Genomic DNA, 13,413 nt, shown 5'->3' with positions numbered 1-13,413 from the left:
CGTATTGATGGTCTCCCGGCATGGGAGGACGACCCACGGTCCTTCAGCCCGAGGTTGGTCGGACCCGAACACCTCAAGGGAACGCGCTGGCGCGACACGAAGGTCTCCGGGCCGACGACGGTCGTCAACTGTCACGCCTACTCGCCTCGGCGTCGATCAGAACGGGCTGTATGCCGAGAGCCCTGCGAAGTGCACGGAACCGTACTTTCCACATGTGGCGGGCCACTTCCGCGTCGGGCGCGTAGTGCTCCGCAGCGTGATAGACCCCGGGATAGACGTGTAGCTCCGTGGTGACACCTGCGGCGAGGAGCCGCTGCGCCAAGGCGAGGTCCTCGTCTCGGAAGACATCGGCGGTTCCCACGTCGATGAACGTTGGCGGCAAGCCGGCCAGGTCCTCTGCGTGCAGCGGAGCGGCATATCCGTCAGGCTCCTGCCCGGCGAGGAACCACTCCCAGGCCTCGACGTTGTTCCTTCGGTCCCACACCCCGATCTCCGTGACCTCGTGAGCCGACGGTGTGGTGTTGCGGTGGTCGACCATCGGGTAGAGGGCCATGACATGGCAGAGCGCAGGTCCTGCGAGGTCTCTCGCCTTGAGGGCAGTGGCAAGGGCCAGATTGCCACCCGCGCTTCCCCCGAAGACCGCCAACCGTCCTGGGTCGAAGTCCAGGGATGTCGCGTTGTTGCTCATCCAGCTGAGGGCGGCGTAGCAGTCGTCGACCTGTGCCGGGTGTGGATGTTCAGGCGCCTTGCGGTAGCCGGTGGAGACGACGAGTGCCCCGAGTTCCTCGCAGATCTTTATGGCCGCTCCGTGCTCATAGTCGATGTCACCGAGGCACATCCCGCCGCCGTGGATGAAGAACACGGCCGGCGAGGCCGGCTCAAGCCGCCTGGGCCGATAGATGCGTACGGGCACGTCTGCGCACCCCACCGGACCAGGCACCCACACGTCCTCGGTGGAGCAAGTCTGGGCTGCCTTGACAGCCTCGACCATCTCTGCCGCATGCATGGCATCGATGCGCCTACGCTCCGCCAGGTCCTCGATGGCACACACCCCACCGGGGAAGGCCTCGAGGAGCTCTTCCAACGGTGCCCGTAGCTCAGGATCGAGGCTGTCGTGCTGACTGACCTTCACTGCGGCCCCCTGTCGGTTGCGCAATTCTCAATGGACATTCGTGCCCTCGCGGTCAAAAGCGGCCAACATGGCGTTGACGACCCGCGCGGGCACGTCAACGGCGTCGCCGACCCGCGCGATCCGGTCGTCGCGCACCGCGACTTCGTCGGCGTGCGGCACGGCCGGGTCGACGGTGTACACATTCCCGCCGAGGACCAGGACTGGTGACGACTCCCTATGGTTCATCGGTCCTCCCTCGCGTCCACCAGGAAGCGGGTGTCACGACGAGGGCGCAGGTACAGCACCTCGTAGCCGAGCGCGGCGGCGACGATTCCGGCGGTGATGACCAGGTCCACCGGAGCCGACTGGGACACGGCGTAGGCCAGGGCGATGATCACCACCACTGGAGCCAGCGGCCACAGCGGCATCTTCCAACCGGCATGCGGAGTACGACGGGCAGCGAGCGCCCCGACGGCCAGCAGAAGGTAGACGGCGGCGACGATGACGCCGGTGATACCCAGCAGGGCCTCGATGTCGAAGAAGTAGGCGAACACGACGCCGGGCAGCGCTACCGCCAGCGTCGCCACGACCGGCGTGTTGAAGCGCCGATGCAGCCGGGTGAGTGCGGCGTTGACCAGAGCAGGCCACGCCTGGTCACGCCCCGACGCGTACATCACGCGGCCGTTCTGCAGCACCATCACGATGACGGCGTTGAGGATCGCCAGCGCGATGCCGGCGCTCACCGCGGCGGCGACGCCGGGGCCGGCCCAGGCCTCGACGAAGTCGGGGAAGCCCAGCACCCCCAGGTCCTTGAGTGATCCAGCGCCCACGACGACGGCGGCTGTCGGCACGATGATGACCGTCGCAGCGATGAAGATCGAGCCGAAGACGGCGCGCGCCACGTCACGGCGCGGCTCGATCATCTCCTCGGCCAGGTACGACGCGGTGCCGAAGCCGTTGACGATGAGCATCGCGACGACGAGCCCGGACATTACGACGCCGAGCGTGAACGGGGAAAGCGTCCCGTCGGTCAGCGCCTCGGGCTGCACCAGCGTGCTCACTGGGCGCTCGGCGTGCGCGAAGCCGAGGTAGGCGACCACCCCGGCCGCGAGGACTTCCAGGGCGAGGAAACAGCTGGTCACGAACGCGTTCGCGCGGACGTCGAGGATGGCCGTGCAGGCGGCCAGCAGCATCACCACCGCACCGGTGGTGGCCCGATCGAGGTCGGCGATGGAGCTCAGGTAGTCCGCCGTGCCGAGCGCGATGACCGGCGGGATGATCACGAGCAGGGCGGCCGTCAGCGCGAAGGTCAGCCAGCCGAGCGTGCGCCCGGCCGTGTGGGTGATCATTGCGTACTCACCGCCCGAGCTCGGGGTGCGCGTGCCCAGTTCGGCGTAGCAGGCGCCTACGGCGATCGAGACCACGACGCCGAGGAGCAACGCAATGACGACCCCCGAGCCCTGCGTGGCCAGCAGCTCCGGAACGATGATGAAGAGGCTGGAGGCCGGCGTGATGCACGAGACGGTCAGCATGATCACCGCCGTCACGCCGAGCACCGGCTTCAGCCGTCTCGACGCCCGGTCGGGAGGATCGGCGGGAGGCTCGGCGGTGATCTCGCCGGGGGGCGATGCCATAACGACTCCTCGGATTGAAAGGCTTTCAAAATGGGCCTCGCGCCAATGTGGGGCTCCCCGTGGCTAGAGTCAAGAGGTGACCAAACAAAATCTCAGGCGACACCGCCGACTCGAGCGTCCGCGCGAGCGGGTCATGCAGGAGGCGTGGGCGCTGCTCGTCGAGCGCGGCTTGGCTGATCTGAGCCTTTCCGAGCTGGGGCGGCGCCTGGACACGAGCGCCGGTCACCTCTCCTACTACTTTGGCAGTAAGAGCGGGCTGCTCCTGGAGCTGCTCCGCTGGAGCGAGGGCGAACTGGCCGAGCAGCGGGAACTTCTGCTGGAGTCCGATAGCTCGGCCGAGGAGCGGCTGCACGACCTGTGCATGCTCAACTTCCCTCGCGCCGCCGGTGATCCCCGCTGGCTGCTCTGGGTCGAGCTGTGGCCGCGGGTGATGCACGAGCCCGCCCTGCGCGAGGCCCAACTCGAGTTCGACGCCGCCTGGCGCGCTGATATCGCCCGGATCCTCGGCGAGCTGACCGACGACGTCGAAACGCTCACGCAGCGAGTGGTCGCCCTCATGGAGGGGCTGAGCGTGGCCCTGCTGACGGGCGACACCACGCTCACCGTCGAACAGGCGTGGCAGCACGTGAAGGCACTGCTGCCCGCTACCAATCCGGAGACGCAGCGGGATACTTAAGGGCTGTCCCGTAAATGATCTTCGGGTTGCCTCAGGCATGGTGGGCCGCCGTGCGACCCGCTTGTCTATCCGGCGAGAGCAAGGTTGTGCATCCGGGCGATGCCGAGCATGGCGTGGTGGACGCCGTCCCCCTTGAGGCGGCAGTCGCGGAGGATCTTCCAGGTCTTCGTACGGGCGAAGACGTGCTCAACCCGGGGCCCGGACCTGCTTGTGGGACCGATTGTGTTCCTCTTTCCACTCCGGCAGTTCGGTCTGGCCGCGCTCGCGGCGGTGCGGGATGACGAGTCCGGTTCCGGGGTAGCCGCCGTCGGCGATCGTCGTGGTCTTGCCGACAGCGGCCTTGGCGCCGGACTCATCCCACGCCTTGCAGTCGTTTCGGTTCCCGGCCAGCGGCCGGCCGACCACGACGACCAGCCGGGTGCCGGCGTCGATGACGACCTGATGGTTGGTGGAGTACCGGTAGTTCTTCGACCGCTCCGCGATGGTGTGCTCACGCGTGGGGACCAGCGTGCCGTCCACGACGAGCACGGCGTCCTTCGCGAACCGCATGCGGGGCCGGAGAGCGAGCATCGGCCCGAGGTGGTCGATGATGCGGTCCGCGGCCGACTTCGAGACCCCGAACAGCGGGGCGAGCTGTCGCATGGTCAGGTTGGTGCGCCAGCAGGCCACGACGAGCAGGGCCCGGTCTTCCAGCGGAAGGCACCAGGGCCGGCCCTTGCGGACCGCGTCCGCACCCTCGCGCCGCAGACCCGTCACCAGCTTCCCGAAGGCACGAGGACTCAGCCCGGAGAACGGGGCTATCCAGGAAGACTCCGACGCCGTGATCGCACCAGCCATATCAAGATCGTTCCACGGGTGTGATCAACGGTTCGGCCCGCCTGTCAGCTGCCGCTCAGCGGAGATGCCCACGTGGGGTCGTGTCGGGATCTCCTCGTGAGGTGGGCCAGCAGATGCTCCGCCGCGATGGACGCAGTGTCTTGCGGCGCGCCGACTACGGTCAGGGCGGCGACAAGCCTTGCGGATGCTGTTTCCGGCACGTCCGGGTCGGTGAGGAGGGGAAGCAGTAGCAGGAGGCGGGTGACTGTGTCCTGGACGCCTTCGGCCGCCAGGGCTGGGTTGTCGGCGATCCGGACCAGTTCGAGCCACGTCAGCCCCGTGCCCGAGAAGTCGCCGTCCCAGCTGGCGATCTGCTCGACGTAGCTTCTGCCTGGTTGGGTGAGGAGGTAGTCGGTGCCGTAGTCGCCGTCCAGGTTGCGGTAGATCACCACGGCTCCGGGGCCGTCTTCTACCGGCACCCTGAACACTGGCCAGCGTTCAGGATCGAAGAGGACCTCGGACAGGGCGTCGGCATCGGCGCCGTCCTCGCCGAACCACTCCGGAACCGGGCGCTCGACACACCCCCCGTCGCTACACATCGCCATGAGGTAGTTCGACCAGAAGCCCGGGTGGACCAGAAGTGACTCACCCGGCACCAGCGGGCCAACGTCGTATCCCTTGATCAGCACCTCTCGATCCTGTCACCAGCCACTGACATGGCGGGATCCGGGATCGGCAAGGAGGCGCAGCCCAGTTACGGGACAGCCCTTAGCCTCGCGCACTACGAGGCGGGCTGTCCGGCTGATGATCAAGAAAGCAGAAAGTACCTCTGACCAGCGAGAATGAGGATTGCTGAGGTCCTTGTTCCCGCCACCGCCGGAGGCACTTTCCAGGTGAAGAAGCGTATCGGGTCCTACCCGCGCGTCCGCGTCGAGGGCGGCGGTCGCGGAGTCGTCTCGCAGGCCGGGGCCGTGCTGCTGGTCGAGACGGTCCGCAAGTCCGGTCTGGATGCGGCGATATCGGCGGCGCTCGTGCCGTGGCGCAAGCCGCGGGCGGTGCACGATCCGGGCAAGATCCTGCTGGATGTCGCGCTCGCCGTCGCGCTGGGCGAGGACTGCCTGGCCGACGTCGCCGTACTGCGGGCCGAGCCGGCCGTGTTCGGGCCGGTGGCCTCCGACCCCACGGTCTCCCGCCTGATCAGCAAGCTGGCGTCGGGTGGAGATCGGGTCCTGGCCGGGCTGCGCGCCGCCCGTGCTGAAGTGCGCGAACACGTGTGGCGGTTGGGCGGGGATGCGGCGCCGGACGCTGGCGGGCAGGTGATCGTGGACATCGAGGGGGTCCTCGTCCTGGCGCACTCCGAGAAGCAGGACGCCGCCGCGACCTGGAAGAAGACGTTCGGACACCACCCGATGATGGGGCTCGTCGACCACGGCCGGGGCGGGTCGGGGGAGCCGGTCGTGGGCCTGCTGCGGCCCGGCAACGCGGGCTCCAACACCGCCACCGACCACATCGAGGCCACCAGGCTGGCCCTGCCCCAGCCCTCGCGCAGAGCGGACGGAGCGTTGACCAGCACGGACTTGAGCTGGTTGAGCGCTTGAGTGCGGGCTTTGACCGCGGAGTTCTTCGCCAACCGGAGCATACGCAGCGCCTCTACTTGCCCGTCGCCGCTCTTCGGTAGCGCCCGTGCGATGCCGGACAGCGCGGCCCGGGCGGCAGCCTCGGCATCGACGGCGTCGGTCTTGCCGCGGCGGCGCCGGGTGGATCGGTCGGGCTGGTTAACTTCCACCACCGCAACTTGCTGGGTCGCCAGGTAGCGGGCCAGGCCCGCACCGTAGGAGCCGGTGCACTCCACCCCGGCCCGCAGCACTGTCCCGCGCTGGCGTGCCCAGTTGAGGAGGTGGCGGTAGCCGGCCGCGGTGGCCGGGAACTCCCCACTACTCAGCAGCCTGCCAAGGTGGTCAAGGACGGCGGCGACGTGCACGTCCTTGTGGATGTCGACGCCGAGCACCACCACGCGCGGCTGGGCCGCGGCGTTGACAGCGTGGACAGAAGGAAAGGCAACGGACATGCCGAGGGTGGTCACGGTGTTCCTGTTCGACGACGTACCGATAGTCAGCGCCGGTCGGTGGAGCGGTCAGGACTGTGACGGTGCCTTCGAGGCCAAGGCCTCTATCGGGACACGCTCCACCGGTCCAGCGCCGGTACGTGCCGCTCCAGCCGGGCTGACAGATCAAACACAGGGCACAAGCGGCCAGTGAGAGTACGAGTCAAGCCGTGGCCAGAACGACACGGCCACCATCCTCACAGTGGGAGTAGTCGGCTCGGCTGTCGCCGACCCGGTCGCACTCGGCAAGGGTGCCGTCGAGCAGGACGTAGTCCGGGTCCGTCTCGCGCAAAGCACGCAGCAGGCCGGGAGCCCGGTCGGCGAGCAGGTCGACGACGGCTGTCGTGTAGGCGTGGGCGGTGCCGACGGAGATGCCGAACCCGGCAGCGAGCTGGGCGAGGGTGTCGTGCCGGCGCAGGTACACCAGGCCGACCAGGGCACGCTGCTGCGGTGGGAGCTTGGAGCGGCGGTCACCCACGCGGGTGACGATGAGCATGGTGACCCACTCGACCAGGGCGTGAGGGCAGGTCGAGTGCGGCAGAATACGCAACCAATGCGGCTCCTGTGCCTGTGGGTTGAGACTTCGAACACCTCCCTCAACGGCACGGGAGCCTCGTGCGTTGCGCAAGGGATCACTGACACCAAGTCGCCGCTCCGACAATCGGCCGCCGACGAGGGCATGACGATCACCACGCGAGTGGTGAAGACTGCATAGATGCGACCTCACGCCCCAGGCGGACTCCTGTTCGTAGCGCTCGGTCTCATCCTTGTCGCCGCCGGCTACGTTTGGAGAGGACGTGTCCTGCGTCCCCTCTCGGCGAAACGCGCCCAGGCAGCTGTGAGCCGGGATCGTTCCAGAAACCTGCTGCGCTCTGCGGACATGGCAATCGCCGGAGCGCGTCGACGGGCCGCACACGGCGAACCGGCCATCGTGACGGTCGGAGACGTGACCAGGGTGGCGCGCCAGCACTACGGGTACCTCTTCGTGGAGCGCGAAGAAGCAGCTGCCGCCCTCCGCCAGCGCTATGAGGCTGCCGACTGCCGGGTGGACTGCATGACCGACGCTTTCAACTGACTGTCTCCCCGGCAAGTGCTTGACGCCAGAGGCGCCGGAGCTGTCACCTGATAGGTGGTCACGCTGAAAATGCTCAGTGTCAGCGGCAGTTCGTGGAGGCCGCCACCGCGTGGGGCAGGCGGCCTCTGCTGCGTCACCTCCGCGGCTTTACCCGCCCTCATTAGTCGCGGGCCGCTCGTCTGAGGGCGGCTGCGATGTCTTTCTGGCCGTCCTGCCGGTGCAGGCCGATAGTGACTCGGATCCGGGGATCAGAGACACGCACTTGCGCACCTTTTCTCCTACGTCAAGTCCCGAGTCTTCGGAGCGTGACCCTGGTCGGCGATTCTGGCCTCATTGAAGTGCGGGCCTCACCGGAAACACCGCAAAGAGACCGAGGCCCCGGGGCGCGAGAAAAGCGCCCTTCACTTCACAAGGAGACAATCATGAAGCGCATTATCCGCCAGCGAGACGGCGTCCGTAGTAAGCGGACGCTGGGCCTGGCGACCCTGACCGCGTCGGCCGTCGTCATCGGCGGGGCCGTGATCCTGCCGGTCAGTACGGCGACGGCGGCCACGCCCGACTCGACGGTGACCAAGGCCCTGGACGGCACCCACGAGGGCAAGGGGAAGGGGAAGTGGAAGGGGAAGAAGTACTGCTGGAACAAGAGCTACCACAAGAAGCACTTCAAGAATAAGAAGTACTCGTGCTGGTACAAGAACGTCAAGTTCTACTGGGACGACGACCACAAGTGCTTCTACACGATGAAGAATGGCAAGCCGCGCTACTTCGTCAAGAGCTACAACAAGGCCAACTTCTTCATCCAGAACAACATCAACATCAACATCATCAATATCAACATCAACAACAACAACCAGTTCAAGAACGAAAAGCAGATCGAGGAGCTGGAGAAGAAGGCTGAGGAGGCCAAGAAGGCTGAGGAGGCCAAGAAGGCTGAGGAAGCCAAGAAGGCCGAGGAAGCCAAGAAGGCCGAGGAGGAGAAGAAGCAGCAGCTGGCACCGGCTGACCCGCCCCCGGCCGACCCCGCGCCGGCTGACCCGCCCCAGGCCGACCCCGCGCCGGCTGACCCGCCCCCGGCCGACCCCGCGCCGGCTGACCCGGCCCCGGCCCCGGCTGACCCGGCCCCGGCCCCGGCTGAACCGGCTCCCGCTGAACCGGCCCCGGCCGCGTAGGGCGCGGATGACAGTGGCGGCACGCGACAGTGACGCCCCCTGGCGACGGGGTGAAGGCCTTGACGGTCTTCACCCCGTCGCCTTGTCGGCCTCAGTCCGTCGTGAGGAACTGTTCGGCCCAGACGGTTTTGCCGGTGGGCGCGTGGCGCGTGCCCCAGCGCTGGGCGAGCTGGCCGACCAGGAGCAGGCCCCGTCCTCCCTCGTCGAAGATCCGGGCTCGGCGCATGTGCGGGGCGGTGCTGCTGGAGTCGAAGACCTCGCAGATCAGGGTGGTGTCGGCGTGGATGAGGCGCAGCTGGATGGGGGGACGGCCGTAGCGGATGGCGTTGGTGACCAGTTCGCTGACCACGAGTTCGGTGACGAAGGAGGCGTCCTGGAGGTGCCAGGCGGTCAGCCGGTCGGTGGCCAGCTGGCGGGCCTGGGCGGCGGACGCGGGGTCGAAGGCCAGGTCGAACGTGGCGACCCGGTCGGCGTCAAGGGCCCGGGTGCGGGCGATGAGCAGGGCGATGTCGTCGTCCGGGCGGTGGGTCAGCACGGAGGAGAGGATGCGGTCGCAGACCGTCTCGGGAGTCGCGGCGGGGCGGGCGAGAACCTGGAACATCTTGTCCAGGGCCTCGTCGATGTCGTGGTCGCGGGCTTCGAGCAGACCGTCGGTGTAGAGGGCGATCAGGCTGCCCTCGTCCAGGACGGTCTCAAAGGTCTCGAAGGGCAGTCCGCCCAGGCCCAGGGGCGGGCCGGGCGGGACATCGAGGAAGTGGACGGCGCCGCCCGGTGTGACCACCGCGGGCGGGGGATGGCCGGCCCGGGCCATCGCGCAGCGGCGAGAGACCGGGTCGTAGACCGCGTACAGGCAGGTGGTGCCGATGACCCCGCTGCTCTCGGCCGTGCCCGGCGTGCCGCCCTCCTCGGCGGACAGGTGGATGACGAGATCATCGAGGTGGGTGAGCAGTTCGTCGGGTGGCAGGTCGACGTCGGCGAGGGTACGCACGGCTGTACGCACCCTGCCCATGGTGGCCGAAGCACGGATGCCGTGGCCGACCACATCACCCACGACGAGGGCCACCCGCGTGCCGGACAGCGGGATCACATCGAACCAGTCGCCGCCCACGCCGACCCCGCTGCCGGCAGGCAGATAGCGGGTGGCGATGTCCAGGGCTCCCTGATCGGGCAGCGTCTGCGGCAGCAGACTGCGCTGCAGGGTCATCGTGGTGGTGCGTCCCCGGGAACGGCGGCCGGCGCCGTGCATGGCAACAGCCGCCCTGGCCATGAGCTCCTCGGCCAGCCACTGGTCGTCCGTCCCGAAGGGCTCCGGGCGCTGGTGACGCCCGAGGAGGGCCACGCCGAAGGTGGTGCCGCGGGCCTGCAGCGGCACCACCATCACGGAATGGGTCCCCGCCCGGCGGATCCAGGCGGCCTGCGGGTCGTTCGCCGCCCACCGGGCGATGGCCGGGTCGCTCACCCGGTACACGGTGCCATGGCCCAGGGCCAGGCACTGGGCCACCGGTGAGGAGGCCGGGTAGCGCAAGGACTCGGCCACCGTCGACGCGAAGACGCCGCCGTCGTCGAGGACCGACCGCACGGCAACGCGGCCCATGCTCACGGGCCCGGCCGGGGGCACGCCGGTCATCTCGTCGGCGCTCTGGACGGCATCCAGCAGATCCACAACGGCGAAGTCCGCGAGCCGAGGGACGACCACGTCGGCCAGTTCCTGTGCCGTGCGCCGGACGTCCAAAGTCGTCCCGATACGGGCCCCAGCATCGTTGAGCCAGTGCATCCGCTCCCGGTCCAGGTGCTCCGGCAGCGTGTGGTGCGCCGCCAGACATACCCCGCGCACCCGGCCGTCGGCATCCTTCAGCGCGGCCAGCGAGGCCGGCAGGCCCTGATCCGCACTGACACCCGAAGGGCCGATGAAGGCCTGAACCTGCTGCACCCCGGCGCCCTCCAGCGCCAGACGCATCCTCGCCTCCACCTCATCGCTCACGCGATGCGGCGCGATCTCGGGCAGGCGCAGCCCATGCATCTCCGCCTCGGTCAGCGACAGTGCACGGCTCATGCCGGCGTTCGCCCGCACCAGCCGTAGATCCGCGTCGAAGACCGCCAGAAGGCACGGCGACTGGTCAAACCCCCACTCACTCCACGCCTCATCCGTGAGCCTCGACGACTCGCTCCGGGGAGCGGACGGTCCGCCCGACACCGCGGACAGCACCACCCACTCCGCGACACCGTCGGCCGGCGTCCGGCGGTGTACCAGCAGCCGCCGCTCCAGCCGTCGGCCATCCCGGTGCCGCAGCCCCACCATGCCGCTCCATCGCTCGCGCCCCGCCGCATCCCCCCAAGCCGTCTCATCCACGGCATCGGCGAGCAGCCACGCGGCCGAGCGCCCCATCACCTCTGAGGCCTCATAGCCCAGAAGCCACCGGGCCCCCTCACCCCATCCCGTGACCACGCCCCGCCCATCCACGAGGGCCGTGGCCGTGTAGGCCGACCCCGGCGCAGCGTCTGTCCGAGCCTGCTCACCACCAGGAGTGGGAAATCGCTCCATCACTGCTCATCCCGCCCTCCAGTAGCCGGCATCACCAGGGCCCTACTGACCAGCATGATCCTGAACGGCACACAGCACCAACCCCACGCCGTCACCACCCGCCGCCGTGAAACCTGCCGACTCTGCGCGGAGGCCGCCTGTGACACGCCTGTGACACCCGACGGACACGGCCATGACGTCACCCGGACACGCTTTAAAAAAAGCGGATAAAGAGAAGTTTTCGGACATATGGCCCGTGTCGATCCGTCGGAGAGAACACCCCCATGAACCTCACCCCCACCACTGCGACCGCCCAAGCCCCCGCACCCGCACTGACACCCCGCGAGCGGGAAACCCTGCGACATATCGCCTCGGGTCGCACCTATCTCCAGGCGGCCCGCCAGATGGGACTCTCCCAGCACACCGTCGACACCTACCTCCGCCGCATCCGCGCCAAGCTCAACGTCAACACCACCGCGGAACTCACCCGCCTCGCCATCATCCTCGGACTGTGACAGTGCGCGCGTCATCGGCGGCCAGGTCGCCCGCCATGGCTGGACCGGCCGCCGCGTATGGACGCGTCATGCGGTCCTGGTGTCGTCCGTCCGCTCACCCTCTGCCTGGGACGGCTCGGTCCTGGGGACGTCGGGGTGCTCTTCCACGGCCGCACGCTCGGCCGGTTCGTTGCGTTCGCCCTCGGCCTGGGAGGGGGTGTGGGAGTACAGCCAGGGGTCGTAATCCGACTCTCCGAGCTTCATGGCGGACCTCCCTCGGTCGCTCACCTCCATGCTCCCCCCTCGAGCGGACCGGAACCAGAGTTCGAGTGGGACCAGTGCGGCCAGGCGTCGCGCAGGTAGAGGGCGAACGGCAGCCACCAGACGAGATCGTTGGTGACGAGGATGACGCCCGACGCCAGGGGGCACTGCCCGGTCGCCCAGAGCCAGATCCAGCCCAGCGGTCCCAGTACCTTGCCGGCGAGGCCCACGGCGGCGATCAGAAAGCCCTCGGCAGGGCGGGCCACCGCGAAATCGGAGTTGTGGGGCGAGGGGCGGTGCGTGCCGACAGTGATGATCTTGCCGTCGGACTGCACGGCCACTGCGTCAGCCCCAGCCGCAGCGCCGACGTCGCCGGTGAAGTGGGTGGTCACCTTCCCGCCGGTACCGAAAGTGGGATCCAGGTCGCCCGGGGCGGCCAGCGCGACTCCCGGGCAGAACAGCACGAGCGCCGAGCTCAGGGCGGCTACCGCCCCGGCCCGGCTGCTCCTCGACCGCCGCTGACCAGCGGCACGTCTGGTACGTCGTCTGAGCTTGCCATTTAACGGTCAGTGGTGACTCTCCGTGGTTTCGTGCCCACTTTATGGTGGGCGGGGCGGTTGTATGCCTTGCCGGTCGCGAGAACGCGGCCCACGTCGTGACGGATGGCTGGACGCCGGTTCCTCGAACCGAGTGGCCTTCCTGGTCCGGGTGTTGAGGGTTTCGGTGCGCTGGCCGGAGAACCGGTCTCCGTGCGCAGGTTCCTGAACCCCCTTCGGACGCGGGTGGGGGTGAGTCTGTGCGGCTCGGCCGGCTTCTCCCAGGGTCTGCGGAGGTCGGTGACCAGCGGCCGGGCGAGCCGGAGCTGGGTGTAGGCGGCGATCACCAGCCATGTCCACCGGTCCGCCGCTTCTGAGCTGCGGAGCCGGGGCTTGGTCCAGCCGAGTGTCTGCTTGAACAGGCGAAAGGTGTGCTCCAGGTCGAAACGTCGGAGGAAGGACTGCCGAGCAGCGGTCGACGTCCGTCGCACTGGCCTCGGTGCCCGACCACCACAGCCAGACCGGCTTGTTCACCCCGCCGCTGGGCAGCTTCTCCACGGCGAGACGGATGACGGTGCCCTCGATGAGGGGCAGTGGTCCGTCGTGGTCGAGCCAGGCCGCCCGCCGGGTGAGCCTGGGGTGCAGCCGGTCCCATGCCCGCGCGGTCGCCTTGCCGTAGAGGCGGGTGTCAGTGACCGTCACGGCCTGCTCGATGCCCCAGGTGGGCGACCGACGATCGTGATCGCAGCGCTGTTCGTCCGGCCACCGCAAGTGCTCCTCCGGGTTCCGCCCCAAGCGCCGGGCTCATGACGCGCTCGCCGAGGCACACGACTTCGCCAAGAGCTCCTATGAGTGGATAGTGGAGGGGATATCGAGGCATGCTTCGACTCGATCGACCACACGGCCCTGGTGGGCCGGGTGCGCCGCCGAGTCGGGGATCGTCGTGTTCTTGACCTGGTGAAGGCGTTCTTGAAGGCGGGCATCCTCAGCGAGGGTGGTCAGTCCAAGGACACCGA

At 68.4% G+C, this 13,413-nt stretch carries 11 protein-coding genes and 5 pseudogenes; 5 read left to right on the top strand and 11 right to left on the bottom strand.

The genetic code is table 11. The features are described 5' to 3' along the window. Nucleotides 1–124: 124 nt before the first annotated feature. Genes ACZ43N_RS38790 through ACZ43N_RS38780 form a run of 3 tightly spaced genes read right to left on the bottom strand, consistent with a single transcriptional unit; the run spans nucleotide 125 to nucleotide 2,745 of the window. Nucleotides 125–1,132, bottom strand: coding sequence for an alpha/beta hydrolase (locus ACZ43N_RS38790; protein WP_468104040.1), 1,008 nt, complete (start codon nucleotides 1,130–1,132; stop codon nucleotides 125–127). 27 nt (nucleotides 1,133–1,159) lie between these two features. Further along, the gene (locus tag ACZ43N_RS38785; RefSeq protein ID WP_468104038.1) at nucleotides 1,160–1,357 is read right to left on the bottom strand and encodes a hypothetical protein; all 198 of its coding nucleotides are present in this window, start codon (nucleotides 1,355–1,357) and stop codon (nucleotides 1,160–1,162) included. Then, complete coding sequence (locus ACZ43N_RS38780) at nucleotides 1,354–2,745, bottom strand: APC family permease (RefSeq protein WP_468104036.1); 1,392 nt, start codon at nucleotides 2,743–2,745, stop codon at nucleotides 1,354–1,356. Before ACZ43N_RS38780 ends, ACZ43N_RS38785 begins: the two co-directional genes overlap by 4 nt. Nucleotides 2,746–2,821: 76 nt before the next feature. Between ACZ43N_RS38780 and ACZ43N_RS38775 the strand changes: the two genes are divergently transcribed. Beyond that, on the top strand, nucleotides 2,822–3,421 hold the full coding sequence (locus tag ACZ43N_RS38775) for a TetR/AcrR family transcriptional regulator (protein WP_468104034.1): 600 nt from the start codon (nucleotides 2,822–2,824) through the stop codon (nucleotides 3,419–3,421). 65 nt (nucleotides 3,422–3,486) lie between these two features. Here the strand turns inward: ACZ43N_RS38775 and ACZ43N_RS38770 are convergent. Then, nucleotides 3,487–4,258 (bottom strand): annotated as a pseudogene (locus ACZ43N_RS38770) (transposase). A 44-nt stretch (nucleotides 4,259–4,302) separates the two neighbouring features. After that, the gene (locus ACZ43N_RS38765) at nucleotides 4,303–4,926 is read right to left on the bottom strand and encodes a hypothetical protein (protein WP_468104032.1); all 624 of its coding nucleotides are present in this window, start codon (nucleotides 4,924–4,926) and stop codon (nucleotides 4,303–4,305) included. Nucleotides 4,927–5,130: 204 nt separating this feature from the next. On the opposite strand from ACZ43N_RS38765, the pseudogene ACZ43N_RS38760 reads away from it, so the two are divergent. Next, a pseudogene (locus ACZ43N_RS38760) lies at nucleotides 5,131–5,829 on the top strand (transposase); the annotation flags it as partial. Here the strand turns inward: ACZ43N_RS38760 and ACZ43N_RS38755 are convergent. Both ACZ43N_RS38755 and ACZ43N_RS38750 read right to left on the bottom strand, forming a co-directional pair. Continuing rightward, nucleotides 5,778–6,320 (bottom strand): annotated as a pseudogene (locus ACZ43N_RS38755) (IS110 family transposase); the annotation flags it as partial. The pseudogenes ACZ43N_RS38760 and ACZ43N_RS38755 overlap by 52 nt on opposite strands. A gap of 190 nt (nucleotides 6,321–6,510) precedes the next feature. Further along, nucleotides 6,511–6,895 (bottom strand): annotated as a pseudogene (locus tag ACZ43N_RS38750) (helix-turn-helix domain-containing protein); the annotation flags it as partial. Between the two features lie 392 nt (nucleotides 6,896–7,287). On the opposite strand from ACZ43N_RS38750, the gene ACZ43N_RS38745 reads away from it, so the two are divergent. Beyond that, nucleotides 7,288–7,416, top strand: coding sequence for a hypothetical protein (locus ACZ43N_RS38745; protein ID WP_467482522.1), 129 nt, complete (start codon nucleotides 7,288–7,290; stop codon nucleotides 7,414–7,416). 422 nt (nucleotides 7,417–7,838) lie between these two features. Next, on the top strand, nucleotides 7,839–8,585 hold the full coding sequence (locus tag ACZ43N_RS38740; RefSeq protein WP_468104030.1) for a hypothetical protein: 747 nt from the start codon (nucleotides 7,839–7,841) through the stop codon (nucleotides 8,583–8,585). A gap of 91 nt (nucleotides 8,586–8,676) precedes the next feature. Here the strand turns inward: ACZ43N_RS38740 and ACZ43N_RS38735 are convergent, their stop codons facing one another. Further along, complete coding sequence (locus ACZ43N_RS38735) at nucleotides 8,677–10,884, bottom strand: SpoIIE family protein phosphatase (RefSeq protein WP_468104028.1); 2,208 nt, start codon at nucleotides 10,882–10,884, stop codon at nucleotides 8,677–8,679. Between the two features lie 506 nt (nucleotides 10,885–11,390). Between ACZ43N_RS38735 and ACZ43N_RS38730 the strand changes: the two genes are divergently transcribed. Continuing rightward, the gene (locus ACZ43N_RS38730) at nucleotides 11,391–11,621 is read left to right on the top strand and encodes a response regulator transcription factor (protein WP_468104026.1); all 231 of its coding nucleotides are present in this window, start codon (nucleotides 11,391–11,393) and stop codon (nucleotides 11,619–11,621) included. A 66-nt stretch (nucleotides 11,622–11,687) separates the two neighbouring features. Here the strand turns inward: ACZ43N_RS38730 and ACZ43N_RS38725 are convergent, their stop codons facing one another. The 3 genes and pseudogenes from ACZ43N_RS38725 to ACZ43N_RS38715 form a co-directional block, all read right to left on the bottom strand. Then, the gene (locus tag ACZ43N_RS38725) at nucleotides 11,688–11,864 is read right to left on the bottom strand and encodes a hypothetical protein (protein WP_468104024.1); all 177 of its coding nucleotides are present in this window, start codon (nucleotides 11,862–11,864) and stop codon (nucleotides 11,688–11,690) included. A gap of 20 nt (nucleotides 11,865–11,884) precedes the next feature. Beyond that, nucleotides 11,885–12,253 (bottom strand): NHL repeat-containing protein, encoded by a 369-nt coding sequence (locus ACZ43N_RS38720; protein WP_468104023.1) that lies wholly within the window; start codon nucleotides 12,251–12,253, stop codon nucleotides 11,885–11,887. A 167-nt stretch (nucleotides 12,254–12,420) separates the two neighbouring features. Further along, nucleotides 12,421–13,120 (bottom strand): annotated as a pseudogene (locus ACZ43N_RS38715) (NF041680 family putative transposase); the annotation flags it as partial. Nucleotides 13,121–13,413 lie beyond the last annotated feature (293 nt).

It is taken from the genome of Streptomyces sp. NPDC030814 (genome assembly GCF_055572155.1).
The sequence above is the reverse complement of the archived record's forward strand: the minus strand, read 5'-3'. Positions and strand labels throughout refer to the sequence as shown.